Genomic DNA, 16,784 nt, shown 5'->3' with positions numbered 1-16,784 from the left:
GGGCAGCTTCTCAGGATCCCGCGGGTGCGTAAAGGAGCCGGTTGGCCGTGCCGTCCGGAACTCCCTTGAGCGCGTCCGGGGTCGCCGCCTGAACAAGCGCTTGGTCCACCTGGTCGGGCGCCGCTTCCGGGTGCTGGGCGCGGTACAGCGCCGCCACTCCCGCCGCGAACGCCGCCGCCATCGACGTGCCCGACTCCGGGCCCGCGCCCGTGCCGCCCGCGATCGGCGCCGGGACCTCGACGCCCGGCGCGTACAGGTCGACGTCCTGGCCGAAGTTCGACGCCTTGTCGGGGTGGTCCTGGGCGTCGGTGGCCCCGACCGTCAGCGCCTCGGTGACGCGGCCCGGGGAGAACCCGCTCGCGTCCGCCGTCTCGCTGCCCGCCGGGACCGCGACCGGGACCACCGCCGCCAGCCGCTTGACCGCCGCGTCGAGCCGGTCGTTCGGCACGCCGCCGATGCCGAGGACGGCGACCGCGGGCTGCTGGGCGTTCTGCGCGACCCAATCGATGCCCGCGATGATCTGGTCCGTGGCGCCGCCGCCGTCCTTGTCGAGCACCCGCACCGGCACGATCTGCGCACCCTTCGCGACGCCGTAGTCCTTGCCGGCGGCGATCCCGGCGAGGCGCGTGCCGTGGCCGTTGGTGTCGGAGGTGTCGGAGCCGCCGTTCAGGAAGTCCCGCCCGGGCGCGACGCGGCCCTCGAAGTCGGGGTGCCGCGCGTCGACGCCGCTGTCGATCACGTAGATCGTGACGCCCGAAGCGTCGCTCGCGTAGTGGTAGGCGTGGTCGAGCCCGGCGCGCTGGTCGATCCGGTCCAGCCCCCAGCTGGGCGGATCGGGCTGCACCCCACCGGCGGCGACGGCCGGCGTCTGTCCGGCGAACACGATGGCCACGGCGGCGAGCAGCATCCTCATGATCGTCGTGGTACCCCGGCCCCGGCGGGGCGACAACTCAGGATTGTCGCTCGATCGGCTGATTCCGCAGCCGGACGCCCCAGACGACGGCGTCGACGAGCAGGAGCACGAGGCCGGTGACCGCGGTGAGGAGCCCGGCGAAGGTCAGGGAGCTGTAGTCGCCGAGGGCGCCGAAGGTCGGCCCGAGCACGCCCGCGAGCCCGGCGGTCCCGGCCGCCAGCACGGCACAGCCGACGGCCGCCGGGCGCAGGATCGCCGCGACGACGGGCAGCGCGACGGCGAGCACGGCGCCGAGGGTGAAGTAGGCCGAGACCCGTCCGCTTTCGCTGGGGTCGTACCCGGCCAGTTCGGAGAGCTGGGCCAGCCACCCGGCCGCGACGAGCATGCCGAGCCCGACGGCCACCCAGGCTTCCCGGCCGCGCACCATCCCGGCACCGAGGCCGCCGGCGGTCCGGCGCACGGCCACGAGCCCGAACAGACCGGCGACAACCAGCGCGGCATGCGCGATCAGTTCGAAGGTGAACCCCGCACCCAGCACGACATCGCTGGTGGCGGCCGAGACGACAACCCCTTCGGCGGCGAACCGCAGCAGTCCGAAGAGTCCGGCGAAGCCGACACCGAACAGCAAGGCCGCCCCGGTCCGGCGCGTCCGCGAGACGAGGGTGAGCACCCCGGCGACAACGGCACAGACGGCGACGACCACGACGTAGAGGTGCATCCCCGGCCGGTAGACGGCGAGGGATTCGCTGTAGTAGTAGTCGAGGGCCAGCCCGGCGACCGCGAAGACGGCGGCGGCGATCCCGAGGAGCCCGGCGGTACCGGCAACGGGATCGGCCACGGAGGGAGCGGGTTCCCGGGCGGCCGGCCGGTCTTGCACCTCTGCGGCGGCGAGATCTGCGGCGGCCGGCGGGTCCCCGGCTTCCCCAGCGGCGACGGCGAGTTCTGCGGCCGGCCCATCTCCGGCTTCCCCAGCAGGCCCCGCGGCGACCCCGAGCTCTGCGGCCGGCCCATCCCCGGCTCCCCCGGCAAGCACCCCGAGCTCTGCGGCCGGCCCGCCTTCGGCTTCCGCGGCGGTGGCGCGTTCCGCGTCGACAGGCTCCGGCGCGGGTTCGGCGGAGACCGCGGCTTCGGGCGGCGGTCCCCCAGCTGCCGCCGGCCGGGGTCCCGGCACACCGGCGGACTTCGATGCGGGTTGCGCGGCAACCGCACCTTCGATGGCGGGCGCTGGTTCGGAGACAACCGGCGCGGATGCCAGCCCCTTGGGCGCCGGACCGGTCGCTGCGGGTTCCGGCAAGTTCCCCTCTTCGGCAACCGGCTCCGGAACCGGCCCGGGCCCGCCGGCCGACTCTCCGGCAACCGGCGCCGCTGCCGCCACCGGCTCACCCGCCGGCCCCGGCTCCGGCTCCGGGACCGCCTCGATCTCCACCTCCACCACCGCGTCCCCGGTCGGACCGGTGACCACCACCCTCCCGCGCCGCACTCCCGGCTCGCCCGCCGTCACCGACAGGTCCGCGCCCGAAGCCGTCTGCGTCACCGAAATCCACGCGTGCGATGCCTCGAACCGCACCTCCCGCGCCACCGGCGGGCCCGCCACCCGCAGCGACGCCGAGGCACGCGCACCGGAAACCGCCGACAACCTCACCGAAGGCACGTCCACCCGGACCACCGCGAACCCGAGCGCGTCCGAAGCCGCCGCCGCGACGTGCTGGATGTCCGTGGCCGCCATGGACTTCAACGCCTCGAACGCCCCCATTGCCACCGGGAGGTTGTCGCTCGCCAGGCGGCGTCTCAGCTCCGCCACCGCTCCCAGCCTCGTGAACGGGTTCTCCGCCGTGATCGCGCCCGCGAGGTCGGCCGGGATCGGGGACGGCTTGATCCGGCGACGCCGGCTCTTCGCCAGGTACAGCTCGCCCTGCATCTCGATGTCGCGGCTCGGCGTCTGCTTCGGGTTGCGCTCGCGTACGCGGTCGAACAGGTACTCGTACAGCTCCCCCAGCGCGATCCAGCCGTCCTCGTCGCGGTCGGCCTCGCCCGTGCGCAGCCCCTCCACCAGCGCCGCCGTGAACACCGATGGCTGCGCCGGCTCGTCCGAAGCCAGCGTCGCGCCCTCGAAGGCGTACTCGATCGAGTTCGACGCCGTGATGACCGCCCGGCCGCGGCCGCCGCGGAAACTGTCCAGCACGTTCGCGTCGCCCGACGCCCGCACCGCCACGCCCTGCCCGAACGCCCCGCCGTAGCAGCAGTCCAGCAGCAGCACCACACTGCGCGAGCGGCTCTGCCGCAAGCACTGCTGCACGAACTGCGCGGGCACGGCCGAGGACCGCAGCCGGTCGGGCCGGGTGTTGCGCGCGGCGAAGTACAGGCCGCCCGAGTCGTCCTTCAAGCCGTGGCAGGAAAAGTGCATCAGCAGGACGTCGTCGGGACGGCCCTCCGCGCACAGGTCTTCGATCTCCGCCTGGACGACGTGCGCGGTCTCGTTGCGGACCACCCGCACCTCGAAGTCGCTGATCGCCCGGTCGGACAGCACCTCCACGAGGGCGTCCGCGTCCGCCGCGGGCGAGCCCAGCCGCTGGAGCCCCGCGTTGTCGTACTCGCCGTTGGCGACGATCAGCGCCCGCCTCCGCCCGGCCATACCGGTAGGAAACGCCCACCCCGCGCACTACGGCAAGCAGCCGAACGGGCGCACCTGATCGGCGGCTGCCTGGAAAATCGTTTCCTGCTCCTTCAGGCACACAACGGCGTCGAAGGCTGACGCCACGTCGACCGCCGGCGCCATGTGCGCGTGCCGGATGCTCGACGCCGCGGGGTGCGCGACCACGCACGGCGCCCGAGAAGCCAGCGCCGCCTCGACGCTGCCTTCCGCGGGTGCCTCCAGAGCCTGCTCGTACATCCGGAACCCGAGCCGCGCGTCCGGGTCGGGCGCCAGGCCGGTCGTCGTCCCCGAGACGGCGGTCAGCGCGAGCGCGAAGTACTTCTCCCCCAGCTCGGCGGCCAGATGCGTCCCCGCGGACGGCGCTGTCATGCCGGGCATCGGCGAGAACGGCACGCGCTGCAGATGTCCGTTGTGGAGCATCAGGACGATCTTCTCGCCCGGGTACAGCCGCCGCAGCAGCCGTACGGTCGCGGCCATGTACGTGTCCCGTGACGAACTCTGCGGCTCGGGCGCGCGCCCCGCCATCAACGCGTCCAGCTCCCGCAGGTAGAGGTCGATCCGCAGCGCACCCTCGGCGTGGTGGGCGGCAACGTCGCCATAACCGAGCGCCGCGACATGTCCACACAGGACAGTCAGGGCCACCGTCGCCGCATCCCGCGCCGAAGTGCTCATCTCCTGGTACCGCCCGGGAGCGACCGCGCTGCTCACCGACGCGTACGGCTCGCACGCCGCCAACGCCGTGTCCACAAGCGACACGTTGGCCGGGTCCACGCGCAGGACGTGCTCACGGAGAGCCTGCAGCGACGGCACCGGCGACCCCGCCGAACTCGGCACGTCCAGACCGGCGAACCGGACACCCCGGCCGCGCAGCCAGGTCAGCATCGCGTGCACCTCGGCCGAATCGCCGAGGCCGAACGTGAAGCCGTCCCGCGCGATGTCGGCGACGTCACCCGGGCCGCCGGACAGCCACGTGTCGACCAGGTGCCCTTCGGGAAACCCACCCTCGAACCCCAGCACGGTGAACCCGCACTCGGAGACGAGGTGACGCAGGAGACGATCGCGCAGCACCCCGAACTCCCGGATGTGATGGTTGTTCTCGCCGATCGCGACGACCTCGGCGGCGCCGATCAGGGCGGCGATGGACGTGACGTCGACGGACTCCGGTTCTGGCATACTGGGCACACTAACGCAACAGGAGTAGCAGTTGGCAACCGAGATTTCCGGCACGAGACGGCCGGGCGGACGCACCGAGCGGACCCGCCTCGCCGCCCTGAACGCCACCCTCGAGCTGCTCGGCGAACGCGGGTACGCGGAGCTGACCGTCGAGGCGGTCGCCGACCGCTCCGGCGTGCACAAGACGACGCTGTACCGCCGCTGGGAGTCCGCCGAAGGCCTGGTCGCGGCGGCCCTGCTGATGGGGACCGAGCAGGAGTGGACGGCCCCGGACACCGGCTCCCTGGAAGGCGACCTGCGCGGGATCAACCTCGAGCTGGTGCACTACTTCACCTCGCCGGGCGAGCGCGAGCTCCCGACGGCGTCGATCTCGGCGGCGTTCCTCTCCTCCCGCGCGGCGGACGCCCTGCAGGAGTTCTACGTCGACCGCCACGCGCGCTCGGCGGTGGTGGTCGACCGGGCCGTCGACCGCGGCGAAGTCCCGGCCGGCACGGACGCCGTCGAAGTCGTGCGGGTGGCGTGCGGCCCGATCTTCTACCGCCTGTTCGTCTCCCGCGAGGGCGTGACGCCGGCGGACGCCGATCTCGCCGCGAAAGCCGCCGCGGCCGCCGCGAAAGCGGGCGTGTTCACGGCAGCGAACGCCGGAACCGCCGCTCCTCCAGCGTGACCCGGCCTTCGTCGATCGTCTCGGTCTGGGTGGCGCCGTCGTCCACCCAGCCCTGCCGGACGTAGAAGTTCTTCGCGCGCTCGTTCGTCGACAGCACCCACAGGATGGCGCTTTCGCCGGGCAGCTCTTCGACGACCCGGTCGTGCAACGCCCGGCCGAGGCCCCGCCCCCAGTACTCCGGCAGCAGGTACAGCGCGTAGAGCCGGCCGTCGCCGTACGCGGCGAACCCCGCGATGGCGCCGTCTTCCTCGGCGACCAGGACCGGGCCGCCGGCTTCGATGCGCCGGGCCCACGACGCCGCGCGTGGCTCCACCGAGAGGCCGGCGAGGAAGTCCGCCGGGATCAGCCCCGCGTAGGCCGCCTGCCAGGAGCGCACGTGGACTTCGCCGATCGCCGCGGCGTCCGCGGCCACAGCCGGCCGGATCATGTCTTCTCCAGGTACTCCGCGCGCTCGACGTCGACGACGTCGGCGACCATCTGCGCCAGGCCGCGGTACTTCTTCAGGTCCGGGTCTTTCTCGACGATCTCCTGGGCGCTCTCCCGCGACGCGGCGATCACGTCCTCGTCGCGCAGCAGCGAAAGCAGCTTGAGCCCGGACCGCTTCCCGGACTGCGCGGCACCGAGGATGTCACCCTCGCGGCGCAGCTCCAGGTCGAGGCGCGACAGCTCGAAACCGTCGGTCGTCGACTCGACCGCCGCCAGGCGCTCGCGCGTCGCGGTGCCGTCGAGGGCCTCGGTGACCAGCAGGCAGACGCCAGGGTTGCTGCCCCGGCCGACGCGGCCGCGCAGCTGGTGCAGCTGGCTGACGCCGAAGCGGTCGGCGTCCATGATCACCATCGCGGTCGCGTTCGGGACGTTGACGCCGACTTCGATCACCGTGGTGGCCACGAGGACGTCGAGCTGCGCCGCCGAGAACGCACGCATCACGGCGTCCTTCTCGTCGGGCGGCATCCGGCCGTGCAGCACGCCGATCTTCAGCCCCTGCAACGCGCCGTGCTCCAGGTCGGGCGCGACGTCGAGGACCGCGAGCGGCGGCCGCTTGTCGCTCTTGTCCGACGGCGGCTCGTCGCCGATCCGCGGGCACACGACGTACCCCTGGTGCCCCTTGCCGACTTCTTCGCGGACCCGCTGCCAGATCCGGTCGAACCAGGCCGGCTTTTCGGCGACCGGCACGACCGTGGTCGAGATCGGCGACCGCCCGACCGGCATCTCGCGCAGCGCGGACACTTCCAGGTCGCCGTAGACGGTCATCGCGACCGTGCGCGGGATCGGCGTCGCGGTCATGACGAGGACGTGCGGGCTGGTGTCGCCGGCGCCGCGGGTGCGCAGCGCGTCCCGCTGCTCGACGCCGAACCGGTGCTGCTCGTCGACGACGGCGAGGCCGAGGTCGGCGAACTCGACGTGGTCCTGGATCAGCGCGTGCGTGCCGACGACGATGCCCGCTTCCCCGCTGACGATCTCCAGCAGCGACTTCTTGCGCTCCTTCGCGCCCATCGACCCGGTGAGCAGCGTGACCTTGGTGGCGTTCTCCGCCGCGCCCAGCTCACCCGCCTGGCCGAGGTCGCCGAGCATCTCCCGCAGCGACCGCGCGTGCTGGGCGGCAAGGACCTCGGTCGGCGCCAGCATGGCCGTCTGCCGCCCGTTGTCGACGACCTGCAGCATCGCCCGCAGCGCGACGATCGTCTTGCCGGAGCCGACCTCGCCCTGCAGCAGCCGGTTCATCGGGTGCTCGGAGGCGAGGTCGGTGGCGATCTCGTCGCCGATGCCCCGCTGGCCCGCGGTCAGGTCGAACGGCAGCCGCTTGTCGAAGGCGTCCATCAGGCCGCCGCTGACGTGCGGGTTCGCCTTCGCCGGCCGCGAGATGGCCGAGTGGCGCCGCTGCGCGAAGATCAGCTGGACGGCCATGGCCTCGTCCCACTTGAGGCGTTTCTTCGACGCCTCCAGGTGCGCCCAGTTGGCCGGGCGGTGGATGCCGTGCAGCGCGGTATCGAGGTCGGACAGCTTGTGCAGCCGCCGCAGCTCCGCCGGCATCGGGTCTTCGTCGACCTCGAGGACGTCGAGCACCTGGCGCACGCACTTCGCGATCGACCACGTCGGCATGCCCTGCGCCGCCGGGTACACCGGGATGATCGCGGCGAGGAAGTCGTCCATCGCCTCGGCCTCGCGGTCGGCCTCGAACAGCTCGTACTCGGGGTTGGTCAGCTGCAGGGTGTCGCGGAAAGCGGACACCTTGCCGGCGAACAGGCCGGTCTTGCCGGGGACGAGGTCCTTCTCGCGCCAGGCCTGGTTGAAGAAGGCGCAGGTGAGCCGGCGTTTCCCGTCGGTGATCACCATGTCGAGGATGGTCCCGTTGCGGGACTTCATCCGCCGCTTGCTCACCTTTTCCACGCGCGCCAGCACGGTGGCGTGCTCGCCGAGCTCGAGGCCCGCGATGTCGGTGAGCTCGCCGCGCTCGGCGTAGCGGCGCGGGTAGTGGCGCAGCAGGTCGCTGACCGTCTCGATGTCCAACGCCGTGGCGAGCGCCTTCGCCGTCTTGGCGCCCAGCAGCAGCGGCAGCTTGTCGCGCAGTCCGGCCATCGGCTATTCGACTCCCATCAGCAGCACGGCCTCCACCTGGCCGCCGGCGTAGCTCGTCAGCTCCACCTCCGGGTGCTCCACCCGCAGCTGCTCGGCGAGCTCCTCGGCGACCCCGGGCGGGGCGGCGTCCCCGCTCAGCACCGTCACCAGCTCGCCGCCGAGCGCCAGCATCCGGTTCAGCACCTTCATCGCGGCCGCGACCAGGTTCGTCTCCGACGCCGGTGCCGGTTCGATCAGCACCACCTCGTCGTCGACCAGGCCGACCACGTCGCCGGACTGGGCCCGGCCCACCCAGGTTAGCGATTCCTCGCGCGCGATCCGGAGTTCGCCACGCCTGGTCGCGGCGGCCGCTTCGGCCATCGCGACGACGTCGTCGTTGGTGCGGCGCCCGGCGTCGTGCACCGCGAGGGCGGCCAGGACCTGCACCGGCGAGACGCACGGGATGACCACGACGTCCCGGTCGGCGGCCATCGCGTGCCCGGCCGCGGTGTCGGCCGCCGCGGTGAGCGCGACGCTGCCCGGCAGCACGGTGACGTGCCGGCCGGCGGCTTCGTTGAGCAGGCCGATCACGTCCTCGACGCTGGGGGTTTCGCCGTCGGGCACGGCCAGCACCGGGATGCTCTCGGCACGCAGCAGCTCGGCCAGCTCGCCGCCGTGCACGACGGCGACGACCGTGCGGTCGAGCCCGCCACCGGGCTCGATCGGCGTCGGCGTCAGCAGCGGCTCGACGCGGATCTTGCGCGGGCGGCCCAGCGCGAGCCCGGCCTCGATGGCGGCACCGATGTCGGCGCAGTGGACGTGCACGGCGTGGCTGCCCGAGCCGTCGCCGGCCACGGTGACGCTGTCGCCGAGGCCGCTCAGCTCCTTGCGCAGGGTCGGCAGGCTTGCTTCCTCGACGCCGTCGAGCAGGTACATGACCTCCCAGGCGAAAGCCTCGGCGAGCGGGTCCGCGTGCACCTCGAGGGCGTGGAACTGCTCGAGCGCGGTGCCGGTGAGCACGCCGACCAGGGCGTCGAGCACGGCGACGAGCCCGCGGGCCCCGGCGTCGACGACCCCGGCCTTGGCCAGCGCGGGCAGCTGCAGGGGCGTCTTCTCGAGGGCGTGCGCGGCTTCTTGCGCGGCCTCCTGCGCGACTTCGGTCAGGGACCGGGTGTCGCCGCGCACGGCGAGGGCCACGGCGTGCAGGACGGTGAGGATCGTCCCGGCGACCGGGCGGCTGACGGCGCCGGTGGCGACCTCGTCGGCGTGCCCGAGCGCGTCGGCCAGCCACGCGCCGTCCAGGTCGCCTTCGGCGCGGTCGGCCAGCCCACGCACGACTTGGGAGAGGATCACGCCGGAGTTGCCCTTGGCCGAAGCCACCGCGCCGCGCGCGAGGACCTTCAGCGCTTCGGCAGCGCTTCCCGGCTCGGCGGCCTCGAGTTCGCGGGCCGCGCCGGTCATCGTGAAGAGCATGTTGGAGCCGGTGTCGGAGTCCGCGACGGGGTAGACGTTGATCTCGTCGATGGCCGGCCGCAGGCTCGCGAGACTGTGCACGCAGCCCGTCGCCCAGGCCGACACCGCCGCCGTGTCCAGCACCCGCACCCCGTAACCTCCTGACCGGTCCGAGGCAGCGTATCGACCCGGTGCGGAACCTCGCGAAGCCAGTAGTTACTATGGTCGAGTTGCCCAGTGCATCTGGGCTCATCTCTATGACCCAGATCCAAAGGAGTTCGACGTGGCTGCCGTGTGCGACGTCTGTGGCAAGGGACCCGGCTTCGGCAAGTCGGTCTCGCACTCCCACCGCCGTACCAACCGCCGGTGGAACCCGAACATCCAGACCGTCCACGCCAAGGTGGGTGTGTCCCAGCGCAAGCGCCTGAACGTGTGCACCTCGTGCATCAAGGCGGGCAAGGTCGTTCGCGGCTGAGGCGAGAAGAGTTCGAAAATGGCGGGTGCTCTCCGGAGCACCCGCCATTTTCGTGCGCTTACTTCAAGAAGTCCGTCAGGAGCGGCTTGAGGGTCTCCGGGTACTGGAGGACCCCGTGGTCCTGCCCTTCCAGCGTCTCATGGCGGGCCCCCGGGACCGCCTCGGCGGCCACGCGCGCGCCTGCCTGGAGTTCCTCCGGGCTCGCGCCGCCGCCGATCACCAGCGCCGGGACCGCGATCTTCGCCAGGTGGTCCAGCCGCGGGCGGGCGCCCGGGCCGCAGATCGTCAGGTCGTACGGGAGCGTGTGCGCCAGGCCCGTGAACCAGCCCCACACCGGGGCCTGCTTCATGCCGTCGACCATCTCTTCCGGCGTGCCCGCGACCATCAGGAACGTCTTCACGGCGCCGTCGCGATCACCCGCTGCCAGCTGGGCTTGCACCTGCTCGAGGACGTCGCCCCGGTCTTGGTCCGGGGTCGCGTACGGCGGTTCGTAGGCGACCAGCTTGTCGATGCCGATGCCCGCAGCGGCCGCCTCCAGGGCGAGGACCGCGCCCGACGAGTGGCCGAACACCGACGCCGTCCCGCCGACCTCGGTGATCAGTGCCGCGATGTCCTCGATCTCGCGCTCGAACGCGTACGAAGACGCGTCGCCGGAGTCCCCGCGGCCGCGCCGGTCGTAGGCGATCGTCGTGAAGTCGCCGGCCAGGACTTCGGCCAGGCCGGCGACCGTGGTCCGGTCGTTGAACGCGCCGCCGACCAGGATCACCGGCGCACCCGTGCCGCGCTGTTCGAAGAAGAGGGACGTGCCGTCCGCCGATGTGACGTTCATGATGCCTCCGGAAAGGGTTCGTTTCCCCCTGGTCGGAGCCGTCACGCGGATCCGGACACCGAACCTACGGGAGTTTCCAGTCCACCGGCGCCGCGCCCTGCTTCTCCAGCAGCTGGTTTGCGCGGCTGAACGGCCGCGACCCGAAGAAGCCGTTGTGCGCCGAGAGCGGGCTCGGGTGCGCCGACTCGATGCACGGCACCTCACCCAGCATCGGGCGCAGGTTGCGGGCGTTGCGGCCCCACAGGATCGCGACCATCGGCTCCGGCCGGGCCGCGAGAGCCTTGATCGCCTGCTCGGTGACGTCTTCCCAGCCCTTGCCCTGGTGCGAATTCGACTTGCCGGGCTGCACCGTCAGGGCCCTGTTGAGCAGCAGGACGCCCTGGTCGGCCCACGGCGTCAGGTCGCCGTTGGCCGGCAGCGGGTGGCCGAGGTCCTCGGCGTACTCCTTGTAGATGTTGACCAGGCTCTTGGGGATCGGCCGGACGTCCGGCGCCACCGAGAAGCTCAGGCCGACGGCGTGCCCGGGCGTCGGGTACGGGTCCTGCCCGACGATCAGCACCCGGACGTCGTGGAACGGCTGCTTGAACGCCCGCAGCACGTGCTCACCCGCCGGGAGGTAGGTCCGGCCGGCGGCGATCTCCGCGCGGAGGAACTCCCCCATGGCGGCGACCTGCGGCGCCACCGGTTCGAGGGCCTCGGCCCAGCCTGCCTCGACGATGTCCTGCAGCGGTCGTGCGGTCACGGCGCGCAAGCCTACCGGGCGTGGCCGGCGTCACCCGAGCGGGTCGAGCCGCCTCAGCTCGGTCTTGAACCGCTGCCCGCGTCCGACGTAGGAATCCACCACCAGCGCGATGTTCTCCGCGCTGAACGACGTGTTCTCCCGCGTCTTCGCGGGCACGCCCAGCGCGATCTCGCCGGTCTTCACGTGGGAGCCGTACGACAGCACCGCGCCGGCGCCGACCATCCCGCCGTCCTCGATCACCGAGCCGTTCAGCACCACCGAGCCGGACGCGATCAGGCAGCCGGTGCCGATCGTCGCGCCTTCGACGTGCACCGCGTGGCCGATCGCCGACGACGGCCCGAGGATCGTCGGGTGCCTCTCCGTGCAGTGCAGGACGCAGCCGTCCTGGACGTTGGAGCGGTCGCCGATCTCGATGTGGCCGTGGTCGCCGCGCAGCACCGTCTGGGGCCACACCGACGCGAACGCGCCGATCCGGACGTCGCCGATCACCGTCGCGTCCGGGTGGACGTAGGCGTCGGGGTGGATCGCCGGTTCGAGCGAACCGAGCGCGTAGATGGGCATGCCGCCTCCGTGGGTGACCGCGGTTTCACTTCCCGTGCGATTGGATCACGCCATCGCCGCGAACCGGAACGCCAGTACCGGGAGCACCGCACTCGTGCTCCTGCTGATCGTGCTGACCTGGCTGCTCAGCCTGCCGACCGCGTCCCCCGCGCTGGCGAACGGCCTGGCCGCGACCCCGCCGATGGGCTGGAACAGCTGGAACCAGGTCCGCTGCTACGACCTGACCGAGGACGTCGTCAAGAAGGCGGCCGACGCGCTGGCGGACACCGGCCTGCGGGACGCCGGGTACCGCTACGTCGTCGTCGACGACTGCTGGCAGGCCCCGAAGCGCGCCGCCGACGGCTCGCTGGCGGCCGATCCCACCCGGTTCCCGCACGGCATCGCCGACCTCGCCGACTACGTCCACTCCCGCGGCCTGCTGTTCGGCATCTACGCCGTGCCGGGCAGCCGGACCTGCGCGATGGCCAACGACGCCTACCCCGCGTCCGGCATCGGCTCGCTGGGCCACGAGCAGCAGGACGCCGAGACGTTCGGCCGCTGGGGCGTCGACTACCTCAAGTACGACTGGTGCAACGCCGACACCGTCGACGGCCTCGACCGCAAGACGGCCTTCGAGAAGATGCGCGACGAGCTGGCCGCGCTGCCCCGCCCGATCGTCTACGCGATCTCCGAGTACGGCGTCTCCAGCCCGTGGACCTGGGCGCGGCCGGTGGCGAACCTGTGGCGGACCACCTACGACCTGACCGCGACCTGGGAGTCGGTGCTCGCGACGATCGACCAGCAGGCCACCGTCGCGACCCACAGCGGCTCGCCGGGCGGCTGGAACGACCCGGACATGCTGCAGGTCGGCAACGGCACGCTGACCGCGGACGAGGCCCGCGCGCACTTCAGCGTCTGGGCGGTGCTGAACGCGCCGCTGTTCGCCGGCACCGACCCGGCGAAGCTGAGCGACGCCGACCTCGCGACGCTGGGGAATCCCGAGGCGATCGCCGTCGACCAGGACTTCGCGGGCGGGCAGGGCCGGCAGCTCACGTCCGGGCCCGGCTACCAGGTGTGGGGCAAGCCGCTGACCGGCGGCGGGTTCGCGGTGGTGCTGCTCAACACCGGCACCACCACCGCGACCGTCTCCGCGGCCATCCCGGGCGCGTGGACCGTCCGGGACCTGTGGGCCCACCAGGACGTCGGAACGGACGTCTCCGCGTCGCTGCGGCCGCACGCCGCGGCCTTCCTCAAGCTCACACCGAGGTGAGGTCCTTGCCGTAGCAGCGGCTTTCGGGCTCTCCCTTGTAGACGCCGAACTTCGGGATCTCGGTGTAGCCCGACGAGGTGTACAGCGCGATGGCTTCGGGCTGCTTGGTCCCCGTTTCCAGGATCGCGCGCTTGCGGCCGCACAGCGCCGCCGTGCGCTCCAGCTCGGACAGGATCATCCGCGCGAACCCGCGGCCGCGGGCCGAATCGGCGACGTACATCCGCTTGAACTCGGCGTCGCCGTCCTGGAAGTCCGGCGCCGGGCCGTCGTGGGCGCGCCACGCACCGCAGGCGACGGCCTCTTCGCCTTGGTAGCCGACGAGGAAAACGCCCTGCGGCGGGTCGAAGTCCGCCGGGCTCATCGGGGTGGCGTCTTCGCTGCCGTAGCGCTCGACGTACACCTGCTGCACCGCGGCCATGAGCGTGACCGCGTCGGGATGGTCGAAGGGGACCGGAACGATTCTCACGCTTTCCGAGCCTAGATCAGCGCCAGTGCGTCCATCCGGCTTCTCGCGAAAACGGTTTCCCGTCCACGGTGATCCCGGAGTCCGGCATGGTCGCGACGCCGATGGTGCGCCAGCCCTCGGGCAGCTCGGCGAACGGCGGGAAGGTGGCCACCAGCGCGTGGTCCTCGCCCCCGGTGAGCACCCAGTCCAGGGGGTCGGCGCCCAGCGCGGCGCCGACTTCGGTGAGCCGCGCGGGGACGTCGAGGTCGGCGGTCCGGATGTCGAGGCCGACGCCGGAGGCCTCGCCGATGTGGGCGAGGTCGGCCAGCAGGCCGTCGGAGACGTCGATCATCGCGGTGGCCCCGGCCAGGGCGGCGCGCGGGCCGGCGTCGTAGGGCGGTTCCGGGCAGCGCTGGGCGTTGACGACGCCGACCGGGGAGCGGAACCCGCGCCCGAGCACGGCCAGGCCGGCGGCGGCCCACCCGAGCTTCCCGCAGACCGCGACGACGTCGCCGGGCCGGGCGCCCGAGCGCGTCACGGGTTCGCGGTCGCCGAGGTCGCCGAGCGCGGTGATGCTGATCACGAGCTGGTCGGCGCGGACCATGTCGCCGCCGGAGACGCCGATGCCGGCGCGCTCGGCCTCGGCCCACATGCCGTCGGCGAGCGCGGTGACGAGCTCGCGCGGGGTGTCGGGCGGGCAGGCGAGGCCGACCAGGACGGTGGTCGGGGTGGCGCCCATGGCCGCGATGTCGGCCAGGTTGACCGCGACGGCCTTGCGCCCGACGTACTCGGGCGGCGACCAGTCGAGCCGGAAGTGGACGCCCTGGACGAGCACGTCGGTGCTGGCGACCACCCGGCCGTCGGGGGCGGCGACGACGGCGGCGTCGTCGCCCGGGCCGAGCAGCGTGCCCGGGGGCTGGCGCCGTCCTTCGGTGACGGCGCGGATGAGCGCGAACTCGCCGGTCTCGGCGACCGTCGCGTCGTTCGGTGACACCGGTCACCTCTGCTTTCTCTACCGGGACAAAGATCGATCACCGATAGTCGGATGCCCTATGTTTTTCGGTGAGCTGGCTATACGTTCCTACCTGAGCTGACCGATCCCGACGAAAGGGCGCGCCGTGGTCCACGCATACATCCTCATCCAGACCGAGGTCGGCAAGGCGGCCGCGGTGGCGGCCGAGATCTCCAGCATCGCGGGCGTCACCAGTTCGGAGGATGTCACCGGACCGTACGACGTGATCGTCCGCGCGGCCGCCGACAGCGTCGACCAGCTGGGCCAGCTCGTGGTCGCGAAGGTGCAGAACGTGGAAGGCATCACGCGGACCCTGACCTGCCCGGTCGTGCATCTCTGAGCTGCGTCATTCCTGGGGGGACGACCCCCCAGACCCCCCGAAAAGACTCCGGTGGTGTAGTGAAGGGGTGCCAGATTCCGACACCGGTGCTCCGCCCAGGGTGGTGCTCGTCACCGCGGCTGCCCTCGCCGTGGCCTTGGCGGTCGCCGTCGCCGTCTTCGCGCTGACCCTGCGCTCCGAAGACTCCACAGACTCCGCTGATTCCGGCCCGTTGCCGCTCGTCCCGGTGCCGGCGCCCTTCGCCACGGCCGCGGGCTGCACGACGCTGCTGAGCGCGGTGCCCACGGAGCTGACGTCGAACGGGACTTCTCTGAAGGTGCGCACCCTGGCCGACCCGGCGCCGCCCGCGACGGTGGCCTGGGGCTCGGCCGACCCGCTCGTCCTGCGCTGCGGGCTGGACCGGCCCCCGGAGCTGACGCCGACGGCGGCGCTGCGGCTGGTGAACAAGGTGCAGTGGCTGCAGGTGCCGGGCGACGGCTCGTCGACGTGGTACGTCGTGGACCGTGAGGTCTACGCGGCTCTGACAGTGCCGGACAGCGCCGGGACGGGGCCGCTGCAGCAGATCTCGGACACGGTCGCGGCGAAGCTGCCCCCGCGTCCGCTGCGGTTCTCCTAGCGCAGGCCGGTGCCGCGGGCGACGGCCGTCTCGATGAGGGTGGTCAGCAGCGTCGCGTAGTCCACGCCGGTGACCTCCCACATCTTCGGGTAGGCCGACTTCGTCGTGAAGCCGGGCATGGTGTTGACCTCGTTGATGGTCAGCTCGCCGTCGGCGCCGACGAAGAAGTCGACGCGGGCGAGGCCCTGGCAGTCGAGCGCCTGGAACGCCTTGACGGCCATGGCGCGGAGCTTCTCGGTGAGCGCGTCGTCGAGCTTGGCGGGGATGTCCAGCTCCGCGTCGTCGCCGAGGTACTTGGTTTCGAAGTCGTACCAAGCGTTTTCGTCCTCGGAGAGCACGCGGATCTCGGCGGGCAGCGAGGCTTCGACGCGGCCGTCCGGGAACTCGAGCACCCCGCATTCGACCTCACGGCCGACGACGGCAGCCTCGACGAGAACCTTGGGATCGGTGGCGCGGGCGAGTTCGATGGCGGCGTCGAGGTCGTCCCAGTCCGTCACGCGGCTGATGCCGACGGACGACCCGGCACGCGACGGCTTGACGAAGACGGGCAGGCCGAGCCGGACCTTGTCCTCGTCGTCCAAAGTGGACTGGTTTCGGTTGAGGGCGGCGAAGGTGCCGACCGGAAGCCCTTCGGCGGCAAGGAGTTTCTTCGCGGTCTCCTTGTCCATGGCGGCGGCGCTGGCGAGAACGCCGGGACCGACGTAGGGAATGCCGGCGAGCTCGAGGAGGCCCTGGATGGTGCCGTCCTCGCCGAAGGCCCCGTGCAGCACGGGGAAGACGACGTCCACCTGGGAGAGAAGTTCGCTTTCCCGCCCGCCTTCGACGGCGACGAGCCCCTGGCTGGAGGGGTCACCGGCGAGCACGAGGCCCTTGCCGTCGTCGACGGAAGGCAGTTCGCGGCCCCGGATGGCGAGCTGGGCGGAGTCCCCGGTCCCGAGCACCCACCGGCCGGCGCGGGTGATGCCGACCGGGACGGCTTCGAAGCGTTCCGGATCGAGGTTCCCCAGGACGCTGCCGGCGGACAGGCAGGAGATGGTGTGCTCACTGCTGCGCCCGCCGAACACGACCGCCACCCGGATCTTCTCGCTCATGGTGAGCCAC

General features: G+C 72.2%; 17 protein-coding genes. 5 read left to right on the top strand and 12 right to left on the bottom strand.

Features of this window, described 5'->3' with window-relative positions; translation table 11 throughout:
• Positions 1-10: 10 nt before the first annotated feature.
• From QSK39_RS48390 to QSK39_RS48380, 3 genes are read right to left on the bottom strand one after another with little or no spacing between them, the layout of a single operon-like run.
• A complete protein-coding gene (locus QSK39_RS48390) occupies positions 11-907 on the bottom strand; it encodes a S8 family peptidase (RefSeq protein WP_285484966.1) in 897 nt (298 codons plus the stop codon).
• Between the two features lie 43 nt (positions 908-950).
• Entirely contained in the window at positions 951-3,545 is a 2,595-nt protein-coding gene (locus QSK39_RS48385; RefSeq protein ID WP_285484601.1) for a caspase, EACC1-associated type, read from the bottom strand.
• Positions 3,546-3,572: 27 nt separating this feature from the next.
• Positions 3,573-4,739 carry an erythromycin esterase family protein gene (locus tag QSK39_RS48380; RefSeq protein ID WP_285484600.1) on the bottom strand — a complete coding sequence of 389 codons (1,167 nt, stop codon included), beginning with the start codon at positions 4,737-4,739 and terminating at the stop codon, positions 3,573-3,575.
• Positions 4,740-4,770: 31 nt separating this feature from the next.
• Here QSK39_RS48380 and QSK39_RS48375 point away from each other — a divergent pair, with 31 nt between their 5' ends.
• On the top strand, positions 4,771-5,406 hold the full coding sequence (locus tag QSK39_RS48375) for a TetR/AcrR family transcriptional regulator (protein WP_285484599.1): 636 nt from the start codon (positions 4,771-4,773) through the stop codon (positions 5,404-5,406).
• On the opposite strand, the gene QSK39_RS48370 is transcribed toward QSK39_RS48375, so the two are convergent.
• From QSK39_RS48370 to QSK39_RS48360, 3 genes are read right to left on the bottom strand one after another with little or no spacing between them, the layout of a single operon-like run.
• The gene (locus QSK39_RS48370) at positions 5,366-5,833 is read right to left on the bottom strand and encodes a GNAT family N-acetyltransferase (protein ID WP_285484598.1); all 468 of its coding nucleotides are present in this window, start codon (positions 5,831-5,833) and stop codon (positions 5,366-5,368) included. The two genes, QSK39_RS48375 and QSK39_RS48370, sit on opposite strands and share 41 nt — an antisense overlap.
• Entirely contained in the window at positions 5,830-7,983 is a 2,154-nt protein-coding gene (gene recG / locus QSK39_RS48365) for an ATP-dependent DNA helicase RecG (protein WP_285484597.1), read from the bottom strand. The genes QSK39_RS48370 and recG overlap by 4 nt, the downstream gene beginning before the upstream one ends.
• A gap of 3 nt (positions 7,984-7,986) precedes the next feature.
• On the bottom strand, positions 7,987-9,564 hold the full coding sequence (locus QSK39_RS48360) for a DAK2 domain-containing protein (protein WP_285484596.1): 1,578 nt from the start codon (positions 9,562-9,564) through the stop codon (positions 7,987-7,989).
• Positions 9,565-9,697: 133 nt separating this feature from the next.
• On the opposite strand from QSK39_RS48360, the gene rpmB reads away from it, so the two are divergent.
• Positions 9,698-9,889 (top strand): 50S ribosomal protein L28, encoded by a 192-nt coding sequence (gene rpmB, locus QSK39_RS48355; RefSeq protein ID WP_003091970.1) that lies wholly within the window; start codon positions 9,698-9,700, stop codon positions 9,887-9,889.
• A 58-nt stretch (positions 9,890-9,947) separates the two neighbouring features.
• On the opposite strand, the gene QSK39_RS48350 is transcribed toward rpmB, so the two are convergent.
• From QSK39_RS48350 to QSK39_RS48340, 3 genes are all read right to left on the bottom strand, one after another.
• Positions 9,948-10,718 carry an alpha/beta fold hydrolase gene (locus tag QSK39_RS48350; protein ID WP_285484595.1) on the bottom strand — a complete coding sequence of 257 codons (771 nt, stop codon included), beginning with the start codon at positions 10,716-10,718 and terminating at the stop codon, positions 9,948-9,950.
• Positions 10,719-10,782: 64 nt separating this feature from the next.
• A complete protein-coding gene (locus QSK39_RS48345; protein ID WP_285484594.1) occupies positions 10,783-11,460 on the bottom strand; it encodes a uracil-DNA glycosylase in 678 nt (225 codons plus the stop codon).
• A gap of 30 nt (positions 11,461-11,490) precedes the next feature.
• Positions 11,491-12,021: a gamma carbonic anhydrase family protein gene (locus QSK39_RS48340; protein WP_285484593.1), complete on the bottom strand. Its 531-nt coding sequence runs from the start codon at positions 12,019-12,021 to the stop codon at positions 11,491-11,493.
• Positions 12,022-12,115: 94 nt separating this feature from the next.
• On the opposite strand from QSK39_RS48340, the gene QSK39_RS48335 reads away from it, so the two are divergent.
• Entirely contained in the window at positions 12,116-13,270 is a 1,155-nt protein-coding gene (locus tag QSK39_RS48335; RefSeq protein ID WP_285484592.1) for a glycoside hydrolase family 27 protein, read from the top strand.
• On the opposite strand, the gene QSK39_RS48330 is transcribed toward QSK39_RS48335, so the two are convergent.
• Complete coding sequence (locus QSK39_RS48330) at positions 13,257-13,736, bottom strand: GNAT family N-acetyltransferase (protein ID WP_285484591.1); 480 nt, start codon at positions 13,734-13,736, stop codon at positions 13,257-13,259. The genes QSK39_RS48335 and QSK39_RS48330 overlap by 14 nt on opposite strands.
• 16 nt (positions 13,737-13,752) lie before the next feature.
• Positions 13,753-14,709 carry a thiamine-phosphate kinase gene (locus QSK39_RS48325; RefSeq protein ID WP_285484590.1) on the bottom strand — a complete coding sequence of 319 codons (957 nt, stop codon included), beginning with the start codon at positions 14,707-14,709 and terminating at the stop codon, positions 13,753-13,755.
• Positions 14,710-14,833: 124 nt separating this feature from the next.
• Between QSK39_RS48325 and QSK39_RS48320 the strand changes: the two genes are divergently transcribed.
• Together QSK39_RS48320 and QSK39_RS48315 are read left to right on the top strand one after the other, a co-directional pair.
• Positions 14,834-15,067 (top strand): Lrp/AsnC ligand binding domain-containing protein, encoded by a 234-nt coding sequence (locus QSK39_RS48320; protein WP_155545137.1) that lies wholly within the window; start codon positions 14,834-14,836, stop codon positions 15,065-15,067.
• A 67-nt stretch (positions 15,068-15,134) separates the two neighbouring features.
• On the top strand, positions 15,135-15,683 hold the full coding sequence (locus QSK39_RS48315) for a DUF3515 domain-containing protein (protein ID WP_285484589.1): 549 nt from the start codon (positions 15,135-15,137) through the stop codon (positions 15,681-15,683).
• Here QSK39_RS48315 and QSK39_RS48310 read toward each other — a convergent pair.
• Positions 15,680-16,774, bottom strand: a complete 1,095-nt coding sequence (locus QSK39_RS48310; RefSeq protein ID WP_285484588.1) for a D-alanine--D-alanine ligase family protein — start codon at positions 16,772-16,774, stop codon at positions 15,680-15,682. The genes QSK39_RS48315 and QSK39_RS48310 overlap by 4 nt on opposite strands.
• Between the last annotated feature and the right edge of the window lie 10 nt (positions 16,775-16,784).

It is taken from the genome of Amycolatopsis sp. NBRC 101858, from assembly GCF_030269325.1.
Taxonomy (GTDB): domain Bacteria; phylum Actinomycetota; class Actinomycetes; order Mycobacteriales; family Pseudonocardiaceae; genus Amycolatopsis; species Amycolatopsis ponsaeliensis.
Note: the sequence above shows the minus strand (reverse complement) of the source record. Positions and strands in the feature narration are given on the sequence as shown.

Excerpts from the sequence above, each read along its gene's own strand:
- recG (WP_285484597.1), bottom strand. The coding sequence starts at position 7,983 with ATGGCCGGACTGCGCGACAAGCTGCCGCTGCTGCTGGGCGCCAAGACG.
- QSK39_RS48350 (WP_285484595.1), bottom strand. The coding sequence starts at position 10,718 with ATGAACGTCACATCGGCGGACGGCACGTCCCTCTTCTTCGAACAGCGC.
- QSK39_RS48390 (WP_285484966.1), bottom strand. The coding sequence starts at position 907 with ATGCTGCTCGCCGCCGTGGCCATCGTGTTCGCCGGACAGACGCCGGCC.
- QSK39_RS48380 (WP_285484600.1), bottom strand. The coding sequence starts at position 4,739 with ATGCCAGAACCGGAGTCCGTCGACGTCACGTCCATCGCCGCCCTGATC.
- QSK39_RS48385 (WP_285484601.1), bottom strand. The coding sequence starts at position 3,545 with ATGGCCGGGCGGAGGCGGGCGCTGATCGTCGCCAACGGCGAGTACGAC.
- QSK39_RS48340 (WP_285484593.1), bottom strand. The coding sequence starts at position 12,021 with ATGCCCATCTACGCGCTCGGTTCGCTCGAACCGGCGATCCACCCCGAC.
- QSK39_RS48370 (WP_285484598.1), bottom strand. The coding sequence starts at position 5,833 with ATGATCCGGCCGGCTGTGGCCGCGGACGCCGCGGCGATCGGCGAAGTC.
- QSK39_RS48310 (WP_285484588.1), bottom strand. The coding sequence starts at position 16,774 with ATGAGCGAGAAGATCCGGGTGGCGGTCGTGTTCGGCGGGCGCAGCAGT.